This is a genomic window from Luminiphilus sp. nBUS_16, assembly GCF_051201645.1.
Taxonomy (GTDB): Bacteria; Pseudomonadota; Gammaproteobacteria; order Pseudomonadales; family Halieaceae; genus Luminiphilus.
This window is the reverse complement of the sequence record NZ_CP179205.1, coordinates 463282-487995: the sequence shown is the minus strand read 5'-3', so window position 1 is coordinate 487995 and position 24714 is coordinate 463282. Positions and strand designations below refer to the sequence as shown.

At 54.2% G+C, this 24714-nt stretch carries 23 protein-coding genes; 14 read left to right on the top strand and 9 right to left on the bottom strand.

Going from position 1 to position 24714, the window contains the following annotated elements; translation table 11 throughout:
- Positions 1-11 precede the first annotated feature (11 nt).
- The 12 genes from ACMAY6_RS02185 (at position 12) to ACMAY6_RS02130 (ending at position 14778) form a co-directional block, all read left to right on the top strand.
- On the top strand, positions 12-2120 hold the full coding sequence (locus ACMAY6_RS02185; RefSeq protein ID WP_435214066.1) for an SUMF1/EgtB/PvdO family nonheme iron enzyme: 2109 nt from the start codon (positions 12-14) through the stop codon (positions 2118-2120).
- Complete coding sequence (locus ACMAY6_RS02180; protein ID WP_435214064.1) at positions 2110-2391, top strand: hypothetical protein; 282 nt, start codon at positions 2110-2112, stop codon at positions 2389-2391. Before ACMAY6_RS02185 ends, ACMAY6_RS02180 begins: the two co-directional genes overlap by 11 nt.
- A 16-nt stretch (positions 2392-2407) precedes the next feature.
- Positions 2408-3211 carry a MotA/TolQ/ExbB proton channel family protein gene (locus ACMAY6_RS02175; RefSeq protein WP_435214062.1) on the top strand — a complete coding sequence of 268 codons (804 nt, stop codon included), beginning with the start codon at positions 2408-2410 and terminating at the stop codon, positions 3209-3211.
- Positions 3208-4446: a hypothetical protein gene (locus ACMAY6_RS02170; protein ID WP_435214060.1), complete on the top strand. Its 1239-nt coding sequence runs from the start codon at positions 3208-3210 to the stop codon at positions 4444-4446. Before ACMAY6_RS02175 ends, ACMAY6_RS02170 begins: the two co-directional genes overlap by 4 nt.
- A gap of 3 nt (positions 4447-4449) precedes the next feature.
- Positions 4450-5541, top strand: coding sequence for a VWA domain-containing protein (locus ACMAY6_RS02165; protein WP_435214059.1), 1092 nt, complete (start codon positions 4450-4452; stop codon positions 5539-5541).
- A 22-nt stretch (positions 5542-5563) separates the two neighbouring features.
- Positions 5564-6562, top strand: coding sequence for a VWA domain-containing protein (locus ACMAY6_RS02160; protein ID WP_435214057.1), 999 nt, complete (start codon positions 5564-5566; stop codon positions 6560-6562).
- Positions 6525-7265, top strand: a complete 741-nt coding sequence (locus tag ACMAY6_RS02155; RefSeq protein ID WP_435216093.1) for a hypothetical protein — start codon at positions 6525-6527, stop codon at positions 7263-7265. Before ACMAY6_RS02160 ends, ACMAY6_RS02155 begins: the two co-directional genes overlap by 38 nt.
- The gene (locus ACMAY6_RS02150) at positions 7258-7932 is read left to right on the top strand and encodes a hypothetical protein (protein WP_435214055.1); all 675 of its coding nucleotides are present in this window, start codon (positions 7258-7260) and stop codon (positions 7930-7932) included. Before ACMAY6_RS02155 ends, ACMAY6_RS02150 begins: the two co-directional genes overlap by 8 nt.
- 9 nt (positions 7933-7941) lie before the next feature.
- Positions 7942-9345, top strand: a complete 1404-nt coding sequence (locus tag ACMAY6_RS02145; protein WP_435214053.1) for a M48 family metalloprotease — start codon at positions 7942-7944, stop codon at positions 9343-9345.
- Between the two features lie 38 nt (positions 9346-9383).
- Positions 9384-11093: an amidohydrolase gene (locus ACMAY6_RS02140; protein WP_435214052.1), complete on the top strand. Its 1710-nt coding sequence runs from the start codon at positions 9384-9386 to the stop codon at positions 11091-11093.
- Positions 11094-11258: 165 nt separating this feature from the next.
- Entirely contained in the window at positions 11259-13013 is a 1755-nt protein-coding gene (locus ACMAY6_RS02135; protein WP_435214051.1) for a DEAD/DEAH box helicase, read from the top strand.
- 685 nt (positions 13014-13698) lie between these two features.
- Positions 13699-14778 (top strand): NADH:flavin oxidoreductase, encoded by a 1080-nt coding sequence (locus tag ACMAY6_RS02130; RefSeq protein ID WP_435214049.1) that lies wholly within the window; start codon positions 13699-13701, stop codon positions 14776-14778.
- 107 nt (positions 14779-14885) lie between these two features.
- On the opposite strand, the gene ACMAY6_RS02125 is transcribed toward ACMAY6_RS02130, so the two are convergent.
- The 6 genes from ACMAY6_RS02125 to tyrS form a co-directional block, all read right to left on the bottom strand.
- Positions 14886-15443, bottom strand: a complete 558-nt coding sequence (locus ACMAY6_RS02125; protein WP_435214047.1) for a hypothetical protein — start codon at positions 15441-15443, stop codon at positions 14886-14888.
- Positions 15444-15497: 54 nt separating this feature from the next.
- Entirely contained in the window at positions 15498-16148 is a 651-nt protein-coding gene (locus ACMAY6_RS02120) for an MBL fold metallo-hydrolase (RefSeq protein ID WP_435214046.1), read from the bottom strand.
- Complete coding sequence (locus ACMAY6_RS02115; RefSeq protein ID WP_435214044.1) at positions 16145-17461, bottom strand: dicarboxylate/amino acid:cation symporter; 1317 nt, start codon at positions 17459-17461, stop codon at positions 16145-16147. Before ACMAY6_RS02115 ends, ACMAY6_RS02120 begins: the two co-directional genes overlap by 4 nt.
- Positions 17462-17737 (bottom strand): hypothetical protein, encoded by a 276-nt coding sequence (locus ACMAY6_RS02110; protein WP_435214043.1) that lies wholly within the window; start codon positions 17735-17737, stop codon positions 17462-17464.
- A gap of 169 nt (positions 17738-17906) precedes the next feature.
- A complete protein-coding gene (gene nagZ / locus ACMAY6_RS02105) occupies positions 17907-18926 on the bottom strand; it encodes a beta-N-acetylhexosaminidase (protein ID WP_435214041.1) in 1020 nt (339 codons plus the stop codon).
- 173 nt (positions 18927-19099) lie between these two features.
- Positions 19100-20392, bottom strand: a complete 1293-nt coding sequence (gene tyrS / locus ACMAY6_RS02100; protein WP_435214040.1) for a tyrosine--tRNA ligase — start codon at positions 20390-20392, stop codon at positions 19100-19102.
- Positions 20393-20486: 94 nt separating this feature from the next.
- Here tyrS and ACMAY6_RS02095 point away from each other — a divergent pair, with 94 nt between their 5' ends.
- Positions 20487-21914, top strand: a complete 1428-nt coding sequence (locus ACMAY6_RS02095; RefSeq protein WP_435214038.1) for a peptidoglycan DD-metalloendopeptidase family protein — start codon at positions 20487-20489, stop codon at positions 21912-21914.
- A complete protein-coding gene (locus ACMAY6_RS02090; RefSeq protein WP_435214036.1) occupies positions 21911-23017 on the top strand; it encodes an anhydro-N-acetylmuramic acid kinase in 1107 nt (368 codons plus the stop codon). The genes ACMAY6_RS02095 and ACMAY6_RS02090 overlap by 4 nt, the downstream gene beginning before the upstream one ends.
- A gap of 67 nt (positions 23018-23084) precedes the next feature.
- On the opposite strand, the gene erpA is transcribed toward ACMAY6_RS02090, so the two are convergent.
- From erpA to ACMAY6_RS02075, 3 genes are all read right to left on the bottom strand, one after another.
- Positions 23085-23438 carry an iron-sulfur cluster insertion protein ErpA gene (erpA, locus tag ACMAY6_RS02085; protein WP_435214034.1) on the bottom strand — a complete coding sequence of 118 codons (354 nt, stop codon included), beginning with the start codon at positions 23436-23438 and terminating at the stop codon, positions 23085-23087.
- Positions 23439-23549: 111 nt separating this feature from the next.
- Complete coding sequence (locus ACMAY6_RS02080; RefSeq protein ID WP_435214033.1) at positions 23550-23975, bottom strand: bactofilin family protein; 426 nt, start codon at positions 23973-23975, stop codon at positions 23550-23552.
- A 30-nt stretch (positions 23976-24005) separates the two neighbouring features.
- A complete protein-coding gene (locus tag ACMAY6_RS02075) occupies positions 24006-24701 on the bottom strand; it encodes a DUF6776 family protein (RefSeq protein ID WP_435214031.1) in 696 nt (231 codons plus the stop codon).
- Positions 24702-24714: the final 13 nt, after the last annotated feature.

Below are 24714 nucleotides of genomic sequence, written 5' to 3'. Positions count from 1 at the left end.
GTAGAAGCCCTATGACTCAAAATGACGATATGCGTCCCCTCACTGCCGAAGGCTTTGCTCCGGTATCAGGAGACAGTGCTGAAGCTCTTAAGCCCTCGGGCTTTCAACCACTGGACCCCGGGAAGCGCCCGGAGCGTCCACCCATCTGGCCGAAAATTATTTTGGCCACTGTTGGACTGATTGTAACGACCCTACTGTTTTTCTTGCTCACCGCACGATCATTGGAAGTCCAAGTAGACGCGATAGGATCGGCAACCATTGATATCGATGGCATCAGTGTGCCCTTGGGCAAGCGCTATTTGATTCGACCCGGTCGGTACCTCATCACCGTACAGGTCCCCGGCTATCGCGACTGGCAACAGGAGACCTTGGTTACCGATGCCGACAGTCAACAGCTTTTGGTGACTCCCGCTATCTTACCGGGGCGCGTCACACTGCTCAGTGAACCCGCTGGAGCCAGCATAGCAATCGCCGGGCAAGTCATTGGCACTACGCCACTGCAAGCGTTAAACCTTGAAGCCGGACCAACATCGCTCCAGATCACGCTACCGCGTTACCAAGCCCAACAAGAGTTACTGGAGGTTACCGGGCGGGGCGTCGAACAAACCCTGTCGATAGCTTTGGAGCCTGATTGGGCCAATATCACAGCCCTAGCGATACCCAAGGACGCCACAGTTTGGATAGATGACGAACCAAGGGCAAATTCCGGTGAGGTGATCGAAGTCTTGAGTGGTGAGCACCGATTGAGTTTGCGAGCACCGGGTTACATTGACGCAACCCGCGATCTAAAAGTGGTCGCGGGTGTTAATCAGACCCTTGAGTCAGTAACCCTTGTACCCGCCGCGGGCGTCCTAGATTTACAATCAAATCCAAGTGCTGCCAATGTCACCATTGACGGCGAATTTATGGGTCTCACGCCACTGACTGTCGAGCTCGCCCCCGGTCGTGAACATCGAGTGCAGGTCAACAAAGTAGGCTACTCGCGAAAGAGCTTTAGCCTTTCGCTAGAAAAAGGCGCCACTGCGAGTCGGGTTACAACGCTGAAACCCAAACTTGGTAACGTTGCCTTTGAGTTGGCTCCAGGCAACGCCGAATTATTTATTAATGGTCGGTCAAGAGGCCGCGGTAACCAAGCGCTAGACTTGGCAGCCGTAGAGCAACGGGTTGAGGTTAAGTTAGAGGGATACGCCAGTCAGCGTCTGCGCGTGACCCCCCGGCAGGGCCTTGAGCAAGTGGTAGTGGTAACGCTGCTAACAGAGGCTGAAGCTCGAAAAGCGGCGCTTACACCCGAAATCACTTCAGCGTTGGGACAAACGCTGGTGCTAATAGACCCCTTGGCCGAACCTTTAAACAGTTTCAGCATGGGCGCTTCCCGCCGGGAGCCAGGGCGGCGCTCCAACGAGGTCCTGCACAATGTCACTTTGGAGCGTGCGTTTTACTTGGCAACGACAGAAACGACTAACGCGCAGTTTCGAATGTTCTTAGAGAGTCATGATAGCGGGCAAATTGAAGGTAACAGCCTCAACCGCGAGCAACAGCCCGTGGTTAAAATTAGCTGGCAGCAAGCGGCACGGTTTTGCAACTGGCTGAGCATCAAAGAAGGCTTGCCGCCATTCTACCGAGACACCCAAGGCATTATCGATGGCTACAATCCGTCGAGCACCGGCTACCGGTTACCCAGTGAGGCAGAGTGGTCATTTGCGGGAAGGATTGAAGGTGAAAGTTATCGCAAATTTGCATGGGGTGATGACTTTCCTCCCAGCCAGCCGGTTGTCAACGTTGCCGACAACACCTCCGCACTGGTGACAGGACGCATCCTCAATGGCTATGCTGATGGCTACATTGTTTCTGCACCAGTGGGGAGTTTCCCAAAAAACCACCGGGGGTTATTCGATATGGGAGGCAACGTGGCTGAGTGGGTACACGACGTTTACGTCATTCCATCGGCCAACGCCAAAAGTGCCACCGACCCAATGGGCGCCCTCAAAGGCGACAACTACACGGTACGAGGGGCCAGCTGGGCTTTGAGTCGATTGGCTGAGCTAAGATTAACCTTCCGAGACTACGGCGCCTCAGGGCGAGACGACTTGGGATTCAGGATTGCACGCTATGCTGAATAGAAAGCAAATCAATCATCGCTGCCTGTGGCTGACCGCTCTGCTGGTTGGCGCCCTCGGTTACCCGCTGTCGGCGCAAGAGGCCGCACCCGAGACGCCCACAGACGAAGCCTCATCAAAGACCGCGCCAACATCAACCAATGACATCAATGCCGACCAAAGCACATCTGAACCACCCATCGAGAATGCGGCCACAGCCCAGCCCAGTCTCAAATATGAGCCGAGCGAGCGTATTTCTGAAGACAGCTCGGTGTCTTTTCCTGTCGATATCTGAAGAGGTTTAGCCCAGCATGAATCTGCGTTTGAACAATGAATTTCTCTATCAGATCTTCGCGCTCTTGCTTGCCGTTATTGTCGTGCACGGCATTTATATTGGCGTCATCAGGCCTACCGCAGATGCCCAGCTTGCCGTGCAAGCTGCCATGCAAGCTGCTGGGGAGGACGTGGTTTCTCAGCGCACTCTGGCAATTGTTATTCGAGACCTTGAGCAGGAAGCTTGTTTTATTTTGTTGCTGTGGGCTCTCGCCATCATGGGGATGAAAGGCAAACGCACCCGAGACGAGCAGAGCATGCTCGATAAAAGCCTTATTGAGGTGCCCACCGGCACCAGCTTGTTACCTCAGGACAGCCGCGAATATTCTCGAATCCTCGAGGCGTTACCAGAAGAGGAGCAGGATTTTTTGCTACCTCGAGCTCTGATGAACGCCCTGCAACGATTTGCAACCACCCAATCGATTCCCGCAGTTTCCGAGTCAGTGCGGGAGCAGTGCGACATTGAAGCCGACCGCCTCGACTCGGAACTATCAATGGTGCGTTACATCTCCTGGGCCATTCCCTCGATCGGCTTTATCGGCACAGTGCGCGGTATCGGTGATGCCTTAGGCCAGGCTTATAAGGCCGTGGAGGGCGATATTTCAGGGGTGACGGTAAGCCTTGGCGTTGCATTCAACAGCACGTTTGTGGCACTGGTGCTCTCCATCATCATTATGTTCGCCCTGCATCAGCTTCAACTGTCTCAGGAGCGATTGGTACTCAATACCCAGCGTTATATTGACCGTAAATTGCTGCGTCATCTGGCAGTGCCACGTCTATGACGGCGCTATTAGATTTACACGACAGTACTCTGCGACTTTGGCACGGTGATACCTGCCTCGAGTCACCGGGTTATGCTTGGTTTGACGGCAATCACTTTCGCTTTGGCCTGCCTGCGATGCGAACGCAGCGACGTACACCTCGCGCCGTCAACACCCGCTATTGGTCACAGCTGAGCACCCAACCCCTGTCGCCGCCACTGGGGCAGGCCAGACATGGGGCAGACCTCGTTCATGCGCATTTACAAGAATTGCACCAGCTAGCCAGCCAACCAAAATCGGTGCTGTTAACCGCGCCGGGCAGCATGGACCGTGAGGCTCTATCGCTACTGCTAGGAATTGTTGAGCACCTCCCCTTTGACATCGCAGGGTTAGTTCACCGCAGTGCGGTGATTGGCGCTGCCAGCGGTCTGTCTAGTGGGTTGCATGTAGAGTTGCAGCTGCACCAGACCTTGATCACACCGTTTAGCGCTGAGGGCGACAGTGTCACTGCCACTGCGAGTCAAGTTATCCCTGGAGAGGGCATGCTGGCACTCCAAGATCGGTTAGCCACCGCTATTGCCGCAAGCTTTGTGGCACAAACACGCTTTGACCCTCTGCGCAGCGCTGATGCTGAGCAGTCACTTTACGACGCCTTACCTCTGGCACTGACAACACTGCAAAATCAAACAGAGACCCAAATAGCCATTAGCGGCTACTCCGCACGTATCACCCGAGACGACCTGAGGGGCGTCGGTGCAGCCTACGGACGAATGCTAGAACCCCTATTGCCTAGTGATACACCCGTAGTGCTTGAGAGTCCCCTGAACTTGCTACCGGGCTTAACCCTCGCTGTCTCCCACCAAAACGCCACAGCAGAGGTGATCGCAAGCGTCATAGCGAATTGTCAATCTGAATTGCTCCAGGCGCCTGAGCAGCTCGCTTTAAACCGCCGGGTACCCATTGTTCACAGCGAGGCGAAGACTGCTGAAACTGGCTTTTTATCGACAGAAGCGGCGCCAGCGCCGGCACCCACACATATTCTTGTAGGGTCTAAAGCTCAGCGCATCGGCGACACTACCGCTCTAGCAAATGGTACGGTGCTGCAACGTGCACAAGCTGGCGTCACAGTGGCCAACGCATCGGCCAATCTGCGGGTTAATTCCAAGTTGGCTGAGGCCAATCAGGTGCTTGAAGCCGGGGATAATTTAGACGACGACACCGGCTTTACCGGATTACTCATCGTGGTAGAGGACTGAGCATTGGCCCGGCGCAAGCGCCAAGCATCAACCTTTAACCTCAGCTTTCTGGACATCATGTCCTGTGGCTTTGGCGCCGTCGTGCTGGTATTTCTTATTATCGATCACTCCATGGAAGTAGAGGCCCTCACCCTCAATGCTGAAGTCTTCTCAGAAATTGACCTTCTAGAGGACGACATTGAACAGGGACAGTTGGGGCTGGTAGCCCTGCGCAATGCCGTCGCAAGCGTCGACGTCGACATTGTTGAAGCGCAGGGCCTAGCCACTCGAGTGACCGAAGACCTCGATCGTTACGAGGCCCTGATCGCCTCGCTAGAAGAGGAAGGGTTTACCGATACGACCGATGTCGAAGCCCTCAAGGCAGAAATCAATCGCCTTGAGGACCGGGTGAATAAGCTTCGGGAAGCAGCCAAAGAAGAAGCGGGACAAAGTGCCAGGGACTTCACCGGCGATGGCAACCGACAATACCTAACGGGATTAAATCTGGGCGGTAACCGCATTGCTATTCTTGTCGATACCTCAGCCAGTATGCTGGCCGATTCAATTGTCAACGTCATTCGACTGCGCAACATGGACCCTGAGCTACAGCGCTCAGCGGATAAATGGCAGCGTGCGCTCAACACCGTCGACTGGCTTACTTCTCAGCTTCCCATAAATTCCCAGTATCAAATTATTGCCTTTAACACCGAAGCCCAACCGATTCTCTCGGAGACTGCGGGCAAATGGTTGGAGGTGGCAGACGCGCCACAATTAAAGGCGGCCACTGAAGCCCTGCGTGATCGTCTCCCCAGCGGAGGTACGAACCTGCATGGTGCTTTTGATGCGGTCGGCAGCCTCCCCGGCGGTCCCGATAATATTTTTCTCATCACCGACGGCCTGCCCACTCAAAGTTACGAACCACCACGCCGCACCACGATTTCCGGCCGTGATCGACTCAGTTTATTTCGAAAAGCGGTTCAGCGACTTCCAGCGGGCGTACCCGTGAATATTATTTTGGCGCCCATGGAGGGAGATCCCATGGCTGCCTCCGAGTTTTGGCAGCTGGCCCAGGTGAGTGGGGGTTCATTCATGTCGCCCTCTCGGGATTGGCCATGATTCCGATGAGGCGCTGCACACCATGAAAACACGCCGGGGAACGCCAGAATTTTCCATATCCTTCCTGGACGTCATCTGCTGTGGCTTTGGTGCCGTCATCCTCTTATTGATGATCACAAAAACGGTGCAACCCCAGATATTAGAACGCTCAACCATTGTCGCCGATGGCCGTGTTGCTGACCTGACTGAGCAACTGTTTGAGATTCGGGGAGAAACAACCGTCCTGAATCGCGACCTCAAAGCCAAGCAAGAACAAATCTCTGAATACCGCGAGCGCATTGCCATTCTTCAAGGTGCCTTGGCAAGCACGCGGTCTCGATATGACAGTCTTGAAACCACTCGAAACTCTAACAGCATCATTGAGCAAGAATTGGCCATAGCCCGACAGCAACTGAGCGAGGAAGAGAAGCGCCTATTAGGCGTCAACAGTCAGCGAAAAAATCAGTTGATCGGCGGGATTCCGGTTGACAGTGAATACATCATTTTCATCATCGACACCTCTGGCTCCATGTTTTCCTATGCCTGGGACAGAATGCTTATCGAAATGGAGGCGACGCTTAACATTTACCCAGAGGTCAAGGGCATACAAGTTCTCAACGACATGGGTAACTACTTATTTTCTCGATACCGTGGACAATGGATTCCCGATACCCCTGCCAGGCGCAGCTTGATCCTGCGCAACCTCACCAATTGGAATGTTTTCTCCAACAGTTCACCGGTTGAAGGTATCACCGCTGCGGTGCGTACTTTTTATGATCCCAAGAAAAAGATGTCCATCTATGTTTTTGGCGACGAATTTACCGGGGAATCCATTCGCAGCGTGGTTGAAACCGTTGATCGTCTCAATGCCCAGAATTTTGGCGGCGAGCGACGCGTCAGAATCCACGGCGTGGGGTTTCCCGTACAATTTATAAGACCGCCAGAGTTACAGGTTACTGGCGTACGTTTTGCTACACTGATGCGAGAGCTGACCTACAAAAATGGTGGCACGTTTGTTGGACTTAATAACTTCAGGCCTTAGTAAATACCAACGCGCACTGGGCGCATTAGGTGTTGCGCTCCTTTTTACGGCGTGCGGCGCCCGAGAGGTCGTTGTTCAAGGCAACTTCCCGAAACCTCTTATGGACCCGTTACCCCTCACTGTCGCAGTGATCTATACCGATGAGTTTGCCCAACACGAAATTTTTGACGAGGCCGCGGGGCGTGCTGAATCAGACTGGCTGGTTAAAACGGGAGATGCTCAGGTCGAATTCTGGAACACGCTATTAAATGGCATGTTTGAAAGCGTCGTTCAGATAAAAGATAGCGAATCTTTGGCAGCCCATCAAAACACGGTCGACGCGGTAATCGTTCCAGCTGTTGCCGATCTTCAGTACACCATCCCGCTACACACCAACGTAAAGATCTACGAGATCTGGATGAAGTACCGTTTTAAAATGGTGGCCTTAGAGGACGTTCATGGCAATGAGAATGGCGACTTATCTATAAACCCCGATCGATATTTCGCCGACTGGACACTGACGGCCTACGGCAAAACCCCCACCGCTTTTTTGCAGTCTGACGAGGAAGCTGTGAATCTCGCCGCTGTAGTGGCGCTCCGTGACGCTGGCGCCAACTTCGCCACTTCTTTTTCCCGAGTCCCTGATATTGCCACCTGGATGAGCGAGGGACTGCCGCCTGCGCCCAACGAAGAAGCGGAAAGAGCGGGGGCAACCGATGGCTAAAATGCTGCAAAGAAGCCTAACCGCGGGTTTATTAGTCGCCGCGTCAATACTTCAGGGCTGCGTCAACGCCACCGTTGATGAGATGACATTCCTTGAGCCTACTGAAGGAATCGGTGATGCGTCAGTAGTCATTATGGGACGACGGCATGCCCCCGACTACGAAACCGAATTCGATTTTATTGAGTGCATCGGTGACCATATTCGCCGAGGCGATAACTCGATTTCCGTACTCCATGAACTTGAGTTCATTAACATGATGTACCCGTGGTTCGAACCTCGCACCGCACCGCTACGCACCGATGACATTGACAAGCTTCTTGCTCAACAACGTGTCGCCGATCGCTTTGAGGAATTGAAGCTCGAGTACATGATCTGGATCGATGGCTCCACAATTGAAACCAACAGTTCAGGATCAATGACCTGCGGGGTGGGCCCCGGAGGAGCGGGCTGTTTCGGTTTTGGTACCTGGGGCAATGCCTCTGACTACGAGGCCACGATCTGGGATTTCACCGATGAAATTGAGGTAGGACGCATCAGTGCTAACACCAGCGGCCAAAGCTACATGCCCGCCGTTGTGGTCCCGATACCCATTATTGCCCCGGTTCAAGGCACCGCCTGTGACAGCCTGGGTGACCAACTGCTCAAGTATTTGTCCGCCAAAATGTAAAACAGACCTATGAAAACTCTGACATCCCTGACCCTGCTTTTGATGATGACCGCCTGTGGCAGCACCGGAGGGCCTTCCTCTACAGTGACCGTAGGGGGCAGGCAAGTAGAAGTGCCAGAGGTTACCGTCGATGAGCATCAGCGCCTCATAGACACCATTGGCATTTATGACGACCCCGAAACAGCCGAGTATATCAATGCGATTGGGCAACGTTTGGTCGCAAACTCTTCCCGACCCAACGATACCTTTACGTTTACCCTGCTCGACTCACCGGATATCAACGCCTTTGCCCTGCCGGGCGGGTTTATATATGTCAATCGTGGCTTGCTGGCTTACCTTGAAACAGAGGCTGAACTGGCGGGTGTTATTGCCCATGAGATAGGCCATATCACAGAAAACCATCACAGCCGGCGGTCAACCCAGCAAACAACAACCACCGTTCTGGCCACCACCGCCTACATTCTGACCGGCAGCGGTGACCTCTATGACGCCGCACAAATGTACGGCGCCGAAGTTGTTAGTGGCTTCGGACGAGATATGGAACTGGAGGCAGACGCTGCGGGAGCCGAATTTATGCACCGCTCTGGCTACGATGCCGACGCCTTGCTATCGGTTATTGGAGTCTTAAAAGACCAAGAAATGTACCGACGCGTTCAGGCCAAAGCTTCCGGCAAACCGACAGGCACTTACCACGGCTTATACGCCAGCCACCCCCGAAATGACCTGCGCCTGCAGACGGTGATTAAGACAGCTAACACCCTCGATATTGATGACCAGCCGGAAAACCCTGAGGCCCCCGGCGTGTTCCGCAATCGTGTTGAAGGTCTCGTCTTTGGAGCCAGCGCCCAGTCTCAAGCCGGGGCCAATCGGTTTTATCACAACAAATTAGATTTCACTTTCCGCTACCCCGAGGGCTGGTCGGTAGCCCAAGGTTCAAGAGATGTCACCGTTAGTTCAAAGGACGGTAGCGCCTCCGTGGCGATCACCCTTTCCCGCTTGGATGCAGGGGTAACACCGGCTGATTATTTGACCAGCACAGCATCTGGAGCGTTAAGCGATCAACGTGAGCTTGAGCAATTTGGCCTCAAGGGCGGCACCGCAATAGCAACAGCCGGAGCAAGTGCGAAGCGTTTAGCCGTGCTCGATCACAAGTACCGCTTTCTTTTTGAGGGTACAGGCAATGACGCGGATGCCTTGGTCGTTATTGAGAGTTTTCGACCCTTAGTGCCCAAAGAGAAAGCAAAGGGCCCCAGCCGCACGCTGCACTATGTTCAGGTGCCCCGGGGTGCCACGCTCAAAAGCCTCGCATCCGGCGCCCGCGTCCCTGATGCCGAGGATCAGCTGAGACTGATTAACGGCTATTACCCCGTGGGCGAACCCCGCATTGGCGACTGGATTAAAACCATTCGCTGAGGGAGACTCTCAACACTTGTTACCGGTTTGAGAACACTATGAAAGCCTTATCGCGCACAGTGCTATGTTTGATCCTCGGATTTTGGTTCACCACAGCACAAGCCGAAGTCACGATTTACACCGCGGCGTTAATACGCACCATGGAGCCCGCATTGCCTGAGGCCACTGCAGTCGCCGTGCAAGACGGGCGCATTGTGGCGGTAGGCACCCTCGACGACATGGAGCCCGTCCTGCGTATCCGCGGCGGGAAAATTGACCGTCGGTTTGAAGGTCGCATACTCGTCCCCGGATTCATTGACCCCCATGTACACCCGACCTTACCCGCCATTCTGACGCAATTCCCCTTTTTAGCGCCTGATGACTGGACGCTGCCAACGGGAGAGTTCCCGGGCGCAACCACACCAAAAGCTTACAAAAATCGACTCCAAGCACTGGCTGCTCAGCATAACGATCCCAGCACACCTTTTATCGCCTGGGGCTATCACCCCCTGTGGCACGGCGAGGTTTGGCGCGATGATTTAAATACGTGGTTTGGTGACCAACCCGTGATGATTTGGCACCGGTCGTTCCATGAAATTATTGGTAACGATGCGGCCTGGGACATGCTGGGGGTCACTCCAGAGGATGCGGCGTTAACACCTGAAGCCAACTGGGACAAAGGACACTTCTATGAGGGCGGCCTAAAAGCTGTGGTCGGTAAATTAAGCTTTCTCTTCGAACCCGCTCGCTTTAGTAAGGGCATGCAAAATTTTCTCGAAATGATGCATCAAAGCGGTGTCACCACCGCGCTGGATATGGGGACCGGTGTTTTCGGCGATCCCATACGCGAAATAAACGGTATACGCGCCGTCGCTGAAGCCTATCCGGTACCCTCGCGCATCATCCTGACTCCAATCATCCTAGACTTCATGGCGCGGCAAGTGCCGCCGGAAGCCGCACTGGCCGAGGTAAAAAGCTGGCAAGCGAGCAGTTCTGGTCGAGTCACGGTCGGCAATCATTTCAAACTCATGCTGGACGGCGCCATCTTCAGCGGTCTAAGTCAGTTCGGAGCGCCGGGCTACCTCGATGGCCATGAAGGCGTTTGGATGGCGCCTAGAAAGGCTACCCACGACTATGCCCGGACCTTTTGGGATGCCGGGTTTCAATTACACGCCCATGCCAATGGCGATGCAGCGGCGGGCTGGTTTATTGATTTATTGGAAACCCTGCTGAGAGAATCGCCGCGCTCTGACCACCGCATGACCCTCGAACATTTTGCCTACAGCACAGAGGACCAAACGCGGCAGCTTAAAACTCTGGGAGCGCTGGTTTCTGCGAACCCCTATTACCACTACATTTTGTCGGAGTTGTACGCAGAGAACTGGCTAGGCAAAGATCGGGCCGGGCAAATGGTCAGACTGGGAAGTTTAGAGCGGGCAGGAATCCCCACGGGTCTGCACTCCGACAGCCCTATGGCGCCCCTATCGCCGCTAACGCTCATTTGGGCCGCAAGCGCTAGGGAAACCATCGGTGGTACACCGGGGATTGCCAGTGAGGCCCTCTCAAGAGCTCAGGCCTTGCGCGGCGTCACTATTGATGCGGCCTGGATTTTAGGGATGGAAGACGATTTGGGCTCAATCCGTGCCGGAAAAATCGCTGATTTCACAGTGCTCGACGAGGATCCAATGACAGTGCCTGATGAGAAATTGAGAGACATTAAGGTGATCGGGACCGTATTTTCGGGGCAATCCTACCCAGTCTCAAAATAAGTCCAACAGGTAAAATTTCGGAGCGAATGCCTGCCAAAGAGGGCTTCTAACTCCCTGAAAACGCCAAAAGATCACTCTAAAAACACGGAAAAATGCGCTGTTAATTAGGTTGTCGAGCCATGCCGTGGCGCGTAGGGTGTGCATCCCCTGAGAGGACTACCCGCCATGAGCACCCCAGATTCACAGCCCAGCCGCTTCAATGCGTTGGGATTACCGGACTTTCTACAGGAAAACCTGCAGAGTCTTGGCTATGAGACCGCCACACCCATCCAAGCAGGAACCATCCCGCTGTTACTGGAAGGGCGCGACGTCGTAGGCCTGGCACAAACCGGTACTGGGAAGACCGCGGCGTTCGCGTTACCTATTCTCGCAAACATCGATGTCAAGGTTCGTAGCCCACAGGCACTAGTATTGTGCCCCACTCGGGAACTCGCCCAGCAGGTCGCCGATGCCTTCCGTAGCTATGGCCGAGGCATGCCGGGCCTGAGAATTTTAAGCATTTTTGGCGGCGCCGATATGCGGCAGCAACTAAAATCTTTACGCGAGGGCACACATATCGTTGTCGCCACCCCGGGAAGGCTATTGGATCATATTGAGCGTCGCAGTATCGATTTGACGGGCATCAATGCCGTCGTCCTCGATGAGGCCGATGAGATGTTGCGCATGGGTTTTATCGACGATGTCGACACGATCTTGGCGAAAACCCCAAAACAGCGCAAAGTCGCCCTGTTTTCAGCCACCATGCCCAAGCGGGTTCGCGACATTGCCAACAAGCACCTCAGTAACCCCGCTGAAATATCAGTAGCAGCCGCTGCAACAACCAACGAAAACATTGAGCAATGCTACTGGCTGGCCAAAGGCGCCAGCAAACTTGAAGCTTTAAAGCGCCTACTGGCTTTTGAAGATACCGAGGGTGTGATTGTCTTTACCCGAACCCGTGAGAGCACCACGGTAATCGCCGAGCAGCTCCGACAGACTGGCCTTAAAGCATCGCCGCTCAATGGTGATATGGACCAGAAAATGCGGCTACGAACCGTCAGCGATTTAAAAAGCGGGGCACTCGATGTCTTAGTCGCCACCGACGTCGCCGCTCGCGGCCTCGACGTTGAGCGCATCACACATGTGATCAACTATGACGTGCCCTTCGATGAAGAAGCTTACGTTCATCGTATTGGTCGTACAGGTCGTGCAGGACGCAAAGGCAAAGCGATTTTATTCGTCGTGCCTCGAGAACGTCGCATGCTGCGCAATATCGAGCGTCTAACGCGGCAATCGATCCCAGAAATTAAGCTGCCTTCGGTGTTGGCCATCGATGCCAAGCGCCGTGAGGCCTTTGCCGACAGTATTCGTACTGCCCTTGCAGATCCGATGCAGGCAGAGCTAGAAGAAATTATTGATACACTGAATAAAGATCCCGACTGCGACTACCGCAGTATTGCCGTTGCCCTAGCCGGCATGCTGCACAATCCCGGGGTCGGCAAAGGTGCGAGGCACGCTAAAGGCGAAAAGCACGCACCCTACGGGACTAAAGACGCACGTGACGAGAAGCCTAAAAAGCCTAACCGCAAAGAACGTCGGCAAGGTTTACAGAAAAAATCCGCTTCTCCTGAGTCAGATGCGCCTTCCGCACCAAAAAACGAAAAGCACCTCGGTGAAGCACGCCCCCTGAGAGACCACCCCGATGTTCCAATGGAGCGCTTCCGCGTGGAGGTAGGCCGCAAGCATGGGGTGAAACCCGGCGAGCTGATGGGTGCCATCGCCAACGAGGCGGGAATCGAAGGCCAGTATATTGGCATGATCAATATTCTGGAGGAGTGCTCCACTATTGATTTGCCAGAGGGCATTCCCAAGTCAATTCTCAAGCACTTGAAAAAAACTCGAGTTAAAGGCGTACATCTAGCCATGGGCCGCGTCGCTTAGAGCGGATTACCCGGTGGGGCTTGCACGTCAGAATTGGCTTACTCTCCAGAGCTTAGTTAGGGCTCAGTGCTAGGCCTTCCTGCTAGGCCTTCCTGCTAGGCCTTCCTGCTAGGCCTTCCTGCTAGGCCTTCCTGCTAGGCCTTCCTGCTAGGCCCTCCTGCATGGCGCCCCATATCGACAGCTCATGCTCCGCCTGAGATAGCGTAGAGGGCACTTCGAGCTACCGATAGACTAATGATAGGCCCGCCTGTTTAAGCATTAAAGGCTAAGGGATGCTCAGCTCGACTGACCAGTACCCCTGTTGAACTCTATCGGTTAATGCTACTGAGTAGTGCTGAGGAACAAGGCTATCGATTCACATTATTGATTAACGCTATCGATTCATAAGAAAGACACCTTGCCCCGCGCGTTAACGCCGCCTTTTCCCAGCAGGCCAGCCCTTTGAAAGCCCCTCTTTGATAAAAACCTGAACTTTGAAACGACTCAGAGCACCCTGGGCTTTTCACATTACGTGCTTTAAATAATGCCTCTTCAGGGCCTATACTTTGCTACGAATTTTGTACGGCTAAGGCAGACGCAATACTGCCTAGTCATCACTACCCATTAGTCCATACGCTTGCCGGCAAACTCAGTCCTCAGCATTTGGATTCATAACTGCGCTACTGATCGCGCTACAGGATTTTCCATGACTGCCCAGCTATCTGATGCCCTGCCACTCAACAACGGCACCGAGCTTAAAAATCGCTTTATGCTCGCACCGCTTACCAATTTGCAAAGCGGTGCCGATGGCGTACTGAGTGACGACGAGTACCAGTGGCTGACGTATCGCGCTGAGGGCGGATTTGGGCTCACCATGACCTGTGCCGCTTCGGTGCAACACTCAGGCGTCGGATTTCCCGGACAACTCGGTGCTCACGACGACCGACATATTGCAGGCCTAACCCGTCTGGCAGCGGGCATCAAAGCCCACAACAGCCATGCGGTGGTGCAACTGCAACACAGCGGCATGCGCGCTCAACCCGACTACTGCTCCGGGGTCCCTCAATGCCCTTCAGACGACGAAGAAACGGGCTCAAAGGCAATGAGTGACGAGCAGGTACAAGCTTTGATTGACGATTTTGTCGCTGCGGCAGAACGTTGCCAAAAAGCGGGCTTTGACGGGGTAGAGCTTCACGGCGCCCACGGCTACTTGCTTTCTGAGTTTCTAAGCCCTCAATACAACCAGCGGGATGACCGTTACGGGGGCAACGCCGAGAATCGAGCTCAAATACTTTGGGAAGTCATAGAAGGGGTTAATAAACGTTGTGGCCGGGGCTTTAGTTTGGGTGTGCGCCTGTCACCAGAACGCTTCGGTCAGCGTACCGCAGAAATTAGAGATCTCGCCGGGGCGTTGCTAATCGACGAGCGGCTTGATTACCTTGATATGTCACTCTGGGATCTCACTAAGCCAGCTCACGATGAGGAATTTGAGGGGCAGTCGCTGCTCGAAATTTTCACTGAACTGCCACGCGAAGGCGTCGCTCTAGGCGCGGCCGGCAAACTCTACAGTGCAGCTCAGTGCCAAAGCGCCCTCGACCAGGGTCTCGATTTTGTCATGGTTGGGCGGGGCGGCATTTTGCATCATGATTTTCCAGACCGCGCCATAGCTGATCCTGAGTTTGTTATGGCTGACTTACCCGTCACCCGAGAGCACCTGCGACAGGAGCGCCTTGGCCCGCCCTTTATTGACTATATGGCGAGCTGGAAAGGTTTTGTTGCAGACTGAGCTCAGCCACTTCGTAGCGCGGGCCTGCCTTCTGTGAGAGTCATGCGCTGTAAGGCGCCATGTTACAGGGACATGTCTTACAGCAGGCCCTCAGCGCAGTCATTGCATTACTCGTAAGCTCTGGCAACCAGCCCTCTGACCAAGCCCAGCCGAAGACCAATTTCTTCTCGAGTACAAAGGCCCATGCCGGTTCCCATTGCGTAAAGCAGCGTCGTAGGCTGTTCTTGTCGCAATGGAGACAAGGCGAAAAGACGATTGACCAGCGCTTCCCCCATGACCCTGAATTCACCCCAAAAGGTGGCATCAGTTCCCGGCGGAATAGCGATACCACAGAGGCCCTTCATAGCCTCAGTCCCCAGGAGTTCAAGCGCCGTCTCTCCGGAAACTGTTTCTGGATGGGTCATGGATAACGCATACACTAGGCCCAAACACCACCCAGATCTTTCGACTTTTATTTGCTGCCCTTGTCCCTGATTGCCAATACGCATGGCATCGGCCGCCGCGTAAGCGACCGCAGTGACAAGGGTTGTGTACGTCAATACAGACAGTGCCTGACTTTGCTGGTGCTTAGTCAATCCACCAGCTTGCTGATCAATGGCGCCCCAAATGAGCTCTCGCAACCGCGGGTAGTTACTACCATCGGGATCGGCGATCTGGTCAAACATAGCCAGATAGGCCTGTTTAAACCCACCAATTTGCTCGCGATCTATCAAAAACTGTTAACCAAATCGGGTATCAGCCACAAACGGGTTTGAGGCGCGTTCACGGCCGAAGGTGGAATCGGGCCCGTGTCCGGGAATAAACTGAATGTCGTCACCCAGAGGAAATAACTTCTCGCGGATCGACTTAATAAGGTCTTCATGGTTTCCCATAGGAAAATCAGTTCGGCCAATCGATCCCGCGAAAATGACATCACCCACCCACGCTAACTTTTGCGAGGTGTGAAGAAACACCACGTGCCCGGGTGTATGCCCGGGGCAGTGAATCACTTGAAACTCAGCCTCTCCTACTGTGACGGTCTCCCCGTCCTTCAGCCAGCGATCGGGCTCAAACGCATCCGCGTGAGGGAAGTTGGCCATTTGGCACCACTCAGGCAATTTATCAATCCAAAATCTATCGCCTTCCTCAGGGCCTTCGATAGGAACTTCAAGGCGCTGGCGCAACACATCGCTGGCGGCACAGTGGTCCATATGGCCGTGAGTCAGCAATATCTTTTCAACTTGCGCACCCATCTTTTCAACAGCGGCAAGTATCTTTTCAATGTCGCCACCCGGATCAACAATGGCGGCCTTGCCCGTTGCCTGACACTGCACAATTGAGCAGTTCTGCTGATACGGCGTAACCGGAACGATTGTCACGGCAAGTGTCATGGAACCTCCGAAGTCTCGGCAGCAGCCGCCTCTAATCCCACATCACTATCGGCGTGGGGATCGTTATAAATGGTCTCATCGAGCTGGCCCTCTCGGTGCGCCACTATCGTCGCAACCGTGGCGTCACCGGTAACATTGACCGCAGTGCGAATCATATCGAGCAACCGATCAACGCCAATAATAAGGGCAACACCTTCAACGGGCAGGCCAGCTTGGGTAAGCACCAAGGATAACGTAATGAGCCCCACACCTGGGACGGCGGCCGTTCCAATAGAAGCTAAGGTCGCCGTCAAAATTACCATGAGCAGCTGCATGGCACTGAGCTCAATGCCATAGACTTGTGCGATAAATACGGTTGCCACTCCCTGCATGATCGCCGTGCCGTCCATATTGACGGTTGCCCCCAGAGGAATCGCAAAACCGGCCACACTCTTGGGCACTCCCAGCCGCTTCTCGACGGTGCGCAGAGTCACCGGGAGGGTCGCGCCCGAAGACGCTGTCGAAAACGCAAAAGCCCAAACACGGCGCATCTTGCTGCGAAGTATGCCCGGACTGAGGCCCGTTGTAGCTTTGAGTAGCAACCCGTAAACCACGACTCCATGGAAAATAAGCAAGCCTGACAAGGTAAGGAAATACGCGGCAAGGTTAACAATCGTGCTGAAACCCATGGTCGCAAACAGTTTGATGAGAAGAGCAAAGACGCCCCAGGGTGCCAACTCGATCATGACACCCACCATTTTCATAACAATGGCTTCCATATCTCGGAACCAACCCGCTACGCGTTGCCCGGCTTCACCGGCTCGAGTCAGGGAATAGCCCACCAAAATGGCAAACACGATCACCTGCAGCATTTCACCTTGAGCCATGGCAGCAAACGGATTAGATGGGAAAATATTGACCAGCACATCGGTCAAGGGTGGCGGCATTTTTGGCTCAAAAGCTGTAGGAGAATCGACCTGTAAACCTCTCCCAGGGCCCAAAACGGACGCACCAACCAAGCCCAGAGTCACGGCTGTTGCTGTTGTCAGTAGATACAGACCAATGGTGCGCCCAGCGATGGCACCCATTCTCGCGCTGTGCCCCAAAGACGCCATACCGCAAATCAAGGACACCAATACCAAGGGGACAACCAGCAATTTAAGCGAAGCGATGAATATCCTACCGACAACATCGAACAGTCCAAAAATAAGATAGGTATTGATAAATTGGGCCAGTGACGAATCGGCATCGATTGTTGCCAGCAACACTTCAAGGCCCGACCCCAGCACAATGCCGGCAGCCATCGCCATTAAGATTCGATTGGTCAACGACATTTAGTTTTCCTCACAAGGACCATCGGTCCAACTATTAACCACAACATCGGCGCAGGCATTGCACCCCGATGGGTAAGTTGCTGCACCTCCTGACACCAAAGTGGCGCAAACAGGGCGATACTCCATGGTGCAGACCATAGGCCGTGGGTCGCGACATTGAGTGCTTGCAGCACTCTCCGCTTCCGAGCCATTTTTAGTAGAAACACCAGTGCCCGACATCGGCGCACAGTTCACTAGAACAATTATCAAAAACAGCGGCATTACAACGCGCAACATGATTCTTTTTCCTTACACGACTCGATTCAACAGGGTCTTTTCGACACCCACCTTGTAATAATAATCAGGCGGCTGATCAGATGCACGTTGTAAACATCAGCGATCGGCTCCCTGTTACTGGGCAATAACCGTAACAACGGTCAGCGCCGAGTAGCACTTTGCTTAACCCTCAAGCGCCCTGCATTAGCCGGTCACGCTCCGCCAGCAGATCAGCCTGCAGTGCTGCGATTTCCGGTGCCGATGGTGGAGGAACCCAGATCGACATTGCCTCGGACAGCCGCCTTTGACATGCCGCCGTGGCTACCGGCAGCTGCTCTGCCAACCCACGCATGTCAGACATTCGCCCCCAGCAATTTAAAACCACATCACAGCCGGCAGCCAAAGATTGGCAACCCGACAGTGGAACGGGGCCCTCAAGCGCTTTCATGTCGAGGTCATCTGTCATTAAAAGGCCATCAAAACCTATCTGTTCGCGAATGACCTCGCGGATTACGGCCGGGGATAAGGTAGCGCACCGTTGGTCGTCCCACGCGTCGTAAACAATGTGCGCTGTCATGGCCATAGGTGCATTAGCCAAAGCCTTAAAGGGTGCCAGGTCTCGGCTCAAAGCTTCAGCCGGCGCCGTTACCCGAGGCAGGGCTTCATGGCTATCGGCTAGGGCGCGGCCGTGTCCGGGTATGTGTTTAATCACACCGACAACACCGGCCTTGGCGAATCCTTCCAGTAGCGCAGCGCCAAGCTCAGCAACAACATGTGGCTCAGATCCAAAAGCACGATCACCAATAATGTCGTGAGCGCCAGACTCAGGGACATCAAGCACCGGCGCACAGTTAACGGAAATCCCCAGCGCGGCGAGATCAAGTGCCAAAGCTTGGTAATTGCAAACCACAGCCGCTCTTCCACGTTCAGGTGACTGAGCATAGCCATGGGCAAATTCCAACGCCGGAGGCCAAGTACGCCAATGAGGTGGCCCCAGTCGGGCTACTCGTCCCCCCTCCTGATCGATAAGGATGGGTAAATTATCTCGCCCCGTGTGATGTTTTAGGGCATCGGTCAGTAACTTAACCTGTTGCGGATTTTCAATATTGCGCGCAAATAAAATGAAACCTAGGGGGTCAACACGGCGAATCAATTCCACTTCTTCGGCGGTTAAGGTCAAACCGGATAAACCGAAAATAGCCGGCAACACTAGCGGAGGTCCTGCGCCAAACTGTGCCCACAGTCAGACAAGCAAGTGCCATCTTGGAGAATCACTGACAGAAGGCCTACACGCAGGGGTATCGAGGAAGGGGTTCTACAAACCTGGCGCAGTGAGGCCCCAAAATACCGGTTCATGAACTAACCTTTAACGCGTTCATCAATTTAGGCTGCCGTGAAAAGATGGTATTTTTTCTTGCCCAAACGCACGATCCAGTACTGGTTATGCAGGGCGTTCTCAGGGCGAAAACAGGTTGCCGTATCAATAGGGGGCTCACCTTCAACAGGGATTCCGTTAATAAACACCGCTTTGTTTTTCAAGGCATCTTTAACCTGCTTGCCCGACGTCACCATGCCAACATCACTGAGTAACTGGGTGAGTGTAGGCGCCATTTTCCCGGCCTTGAGCGCAGTTGTTGGTAAGCCATCGAGGGCTAATTGCTCTAGGTCATCGGGGCCCAGTGTGTAAGCTTCACCTACGAATAACGCTTGGGTAATACGCTGGGCGGCCGCTAGCCCCTCTTCACCATGCACGAGCTTGGTGACCTCGTCCGCCAATATCTGCTGTCCCTGGGGTCGCCCTTCTCGGTTGGCATCCGCTTCTTCAATAGCCGCAATGTCTTCGACCGGCAAAAAGGTGAAGTACCTTAAAAACTTATACACATCTTTATCAGACGTATTCAGCCAAAATTGATAAAAGCTGTAGTGCGACGTTTTATGGGCATCCAGCCAAATCGTGCCACTTTCAGTTTTACCAAACTTGGTACCGTCGGCTTTTTCTACCAGCGGCATCGTCAGACCAAACACCTGACCCCCATGTAACCGCCGAGTGAGATCTATACCTCCTGTGATGTTGCCCCATTGATCAGAGCCACCAATCTGCAGACCGCAGTCATGCTGTCGGTAGAGCTCAGAAAAATCATACGACTGAAGAATCATGTAGGTAAATTCGGTGAAACTAATTCCCGAACCCTCCCGCTCGATTCGCTGTTTCACCGACTCTTTTTGAATCATGTTGTTAATTGAAAAATACTTGCCCACATCCCGAAGGAATGTCAGCACGTCCATATCGGCGGTCCAATCGAGGTTATTGACGACCTTGGCGCTGTTTTCACCCGTGAAATTTATAAATTGACTTACTTGGTGCTGCAGCTTGCTCACCCAGTTTGCGACCACATCAGGCGTATTCAGGTTGCGCTCGGCCGCCTTGAAACTCGGATCACCAATCAACCCCGTGGCACCACCCACCAGCGCGAGGGGGCGATGCCCTGCCAGCTGAAAGCGCCGCAGCATGAGCAAAGGCACCAGCGACCCAATATGCAGGCTGTCAGCCGTAGGATCAAAGCCGCAGTACAAGGTGCGGGGCTCAGCATCAAGCCACTCAGCCAAGGTGTCTTCCCCGGCAATTTGAAATATGAGACCTCGGGCGCGCAGGTCAGAGAGTAGTGCGCTGGACATAGCGTAAAATCTGGTTGCAAAGTGTTTGTGCATTATCCCACATTTTTACCCATGAACCTCGGGCGGACTTCTCTTGTGTACTTTTAGAGGGCTAGTGAACTCGCGTATACTTTGCCCTCAAGCTAATTGGAGTGACCTTGGGTTGTTCGAACGTCGGAAACCTAAACGCAGAGGCGCCACCCCGCTAACCGCGCCCAGCCCCGAACCTCGCCGATACCACCCTTGGGGGCTGGTAACGTTGGCGGCTGCGGGGCTGTTTACGGCCATTTTGGCCATTTCAGGATCAAATGATGCTGACACGACGGCTGAAAACCCGGTCGCCACTAACGACGTGAAGGCCCCGCAACCCACCTTAGAGTTTGTTGTTGTCGACGCGGCCACTATTCCCCTGCCAGCACCATGGCATGTAGAAAGAGTCCGTGAGGGAGACAACCTATCGTTAATTTTTGCAAGAGCGGGCTTCTCTGAGCGGGACGTCTATGAGGTCAGCCGCACCGACGGAGGACGGGGACTCCGGAAGATTTTTCCCGGACAGACGATCGCCTTCAGGACTGGCACGACCGGCGAACTCGACCAAGTCAAACACAGTGAGTCCAAGCTGAAGTGGACCGTGTTTTCCCGCAAGGGCAATAACTTCGAGAGCCGCGTTACCCAGCGCACGACAGAGCTGCGTCAAGAAAGCGCGATTCTGCGTATTCAATCTTCACTTTTTTTGGCCGGGCAGCGCGCAGGGCTGTCTCATCGCGTCATTATGGGCCTTGCTGACGTCTTTGGTGGTGTTATCGATTTTGCGCTGGACCCCCGGGTTGGCGACACCATTGAACTCGTTTACGAAGCGCAGTGGCTCGATGGTGAAAAATACGCCGATGGCGCCATTATTGCCGCTGCCTTTACGAATCGAGGCACAACCTTTGATGCTTTTCGGTACACCGACAGCCAAGGTGATATGAGCTACTACAACAGCGAAGGCGTGAGCATGCGCAAGGCGTTTTTAAAAGCTCCGCTAGATTTTACCCGCGTCAGCTCCAACTTTAACCCCAATCGGCTTCACCCTATTTATAAAACCAAGCGACCTCATCGGGGCACCGACTATGCCGCCCCGCGGGGTACGCCAGTCTATGCCGCGGGCGACGGCCGCATCGTGGAAGCGGGTTACACCCGAGCCAACGGCAACTATGTGTTCATTCAACACGGTGAAAGCTACAAAACCCACTATCTGCACCTCCACAAACGCAAGGTCAAGCAGGGCCAGCGCGTGACTCAGGGTGACATTATCGGCACCGTCGGCTCCACCGGTGCCGCCACAGGTCCACACCTTCATTATGAATTTCTGGTTCGGGGTGTTCATCAGAATCCCCGGCGCGTGCACAAGTCATTACCCAAAGCGAAGTCCTTACCAAAGAGCGAGATGGCCCGCTTCAAATCAAACGTGCAAGCACCCCTGCAGCAGCTGGCGGCCCTCTACCAAGATAACCGTTTGGCGATGGGACAGCAGTCCACAGGCAGCACCGGTGGCGAGTGAGTGAGACGCGATTTTTTGTCGGCCTGATATCAGGCACCAGCGTTGATGGGGTAGATGCTGTTGTCTTGGCACTCAGAGATAACCAGCTGGATATCCTAGCCTGTCACAACGAACCCTACGCAGAACCCCTAAGGCTCGCAGTGCTCAGCCTCTGCCAGCCCGGCATCAGCGAGATCGATCGCCTGGGTGTTGTTGACCGAGACGTCGCCGATACCTTTGCCAAAGCCGCTCTCATTGTTATTGCAAAGGCCAATCTGAAAGCCGACGATATCGAAGCCATCGGGAGTCATGGTCAGACCATTAGGCACCGCCCATTAGAGGACAAGAGCTTCACTTTACAAATTGGTGATGCCAATCGGATCGCTGAGTTAACCGGCATTACCACTATTGCGGATTTTCGACGACGGGATATCGCGGCAGGTGGGCAAGGCGCTCCGCTGACCCCTGCCTTTCATCGCGTCGCCTTTGGCATTGGCGGCAACGCCACGGCGGTCATCAATATTGGTGGCATTTCAAATATCACCCTATTCGACGATAGCAATACGCTCGTGGGATTCGATAGTGGCCCGGGCAATACGCTCATGGATGCATGGACTCGTAAACACCTTGATCAGGCATTTGACCGCGACGGCCTTTGGGCCGACAGCGGTAAAGTCGATGAGGACCTACTGGAACGGTGTCTTGATGACCCCTACTTCTCCGCCCCAGCACCCAAGAGCACGGGGCCAGAGTATTTTAATCTTGAATGGCTCGATGAGCGGTTAGACATGCTGCCTGATCAAGCTCGGCCCGAGGACGTACAACGGACGTTACTTGAGCTTACCGCTAGGAGCATCGCCGCTGCACTGGACAATGAACCCCTCGCCCAGCTCGCGGTGTGCGGCGGCGGCGCAAAAAATACGTCTTTAATGGCCCGCCTGAGCGAGCTGCTTTACCCCACGCACGTGATCACAACAGCGGCACTGGGTATCGATCCCGATTGGGTAGAAGCGGCGGCTTTCGCTTGGCTCGCCTCGAGAACCGTAGATGGCCTCCCGGGAAACGAGCCATCAGTCACGGGTGCGGCGGGCTATCGCATTTTAGGGGCTGTGTTTACAGGCTAGAGCCCGGCATGGGGTGGGTACTGCGAAACTCGCTTAGGTGACATGAAGCCGTCACTTTGCGGTGGGCTTAAATCGAAAAAGAGGCCCCGCATCCGCAGGTAGTAACCGCGTTGGGATTGTTGACCACAAACCGTGCGCCTTCGAGACCTTCGGTGTAGTCGACTTCAGAGCCCACCAGGTATTGATAAGACATTGCGTCAATCACCGCTACAACGCCATCTCTCTCGATCACCCAGTCGTCTTCGGCGCGATCTTCGTCGAAGGTAAAACCGTACTGAAAACCCGAGCAGCCACCACCGGTAATGTAGACCCGCAACTGCAGTGCCGGGTTACCTTCATCGGTGACCAGATCTGACACCTTGCGAACTGCGTTTTCGCTGAGGCGGATTTCATTGGGATCAAACGCTTCTACAACACTCACTGGACTCACCGATTAGGAATTTCTGTTGCAAGTTTACCCCAAGACAGCGCCCGACAAAATACGGCAGCCACCGGCCATTAAGGTAAAGTCATACCGCCTACAGTAAAGGGTTTATTGCCCCTCTTCTGCAGCACGTCGCTCTCGCTGCGCCGCTAGGTCCTCAACGCGTGCACTGACGTGGCGCAGACCGCCGTTGACCTTACAACCCACGGCCATTTCGATGAGATTGTAGTAAACATCACCATCGACTTCGGCCTTGTCTGACAATTCCAAGCGCTCGGCACTGTGGATATCGCCCTTAACCGCACCATTGACCATGGCAGAGGGCACATGAATGGAGCCTTCAACCTGACCGCCTTCCATGACTCGCAGCATGGACTCTTTACCCTCGGCCGACGTAATCGAGCCTACCACTCGCCCTTCAACGTCTAAATTCCCTGAGAAACTGATATCCCCCGTCACCACCGCGTCTGATGCAATTAATGTTGTCGAACCCTGAACGCTGGTTAAAGGTCGGGTTTCTTTGCGCCCCATCATAGTAATCTCCATGTTTTCTTATTGTTTCACCTATAAGGTATACACCATTACTTCGCTCCAGTCATGGGCTGCGGAGACCCTGTTGGCCTTGGGTTTTCGCAAGGCCACGTCAACTTCTACCCGCTCCGGTGTAAATCCCGGCGGTAGCAAAAGCTCTCCCTCAAACCGTTGAAAATAGCGGAAGTTGATCGGTAACGGCTGCCCTGCAAGCCGCTCATCAAGGTCGGCAAGGTCCAGTGCCTCGGGCTGACCTAGAACCCTTCCCACAACTCGCAGCTTTAACTCGCCAATGAAACGAGCCTCAGCGGGCTGCCCCTGATGCACAACCAGTTCGTAACGCCATCGCAGGGGATCCGCCGTAGGGCCAAATCGGGGCACCCGCAAACGCACCCCTTCAGCGAGCTCCTCTGGTGCCATCACCTCTCGGTAAAACGCCAGCTCACCCTCAAGCTCTGTATTGACACCGCGACTCTGAGCCAAGGACTCCATCAATGTGTTGAGTGCCTGCTTGTCGAGTTCGACTCGAATTTCCAATTCGCTGATACGCGCTCGGAATTCATCACTGCTGTCATTGAGTGGCACGCGGCTAATCGAACCCGAGCGATGGCCTATCCCATAAGCAAACAACAACAGTAGGACGAACGCCAGAAGCAAAAGCACGCGCACAAGCAGAGTTCTGCGTGGGTGATCACGCCGTATAACGGTTCGATGATGATGTCGCGCCACTAGCTTTTTCCCC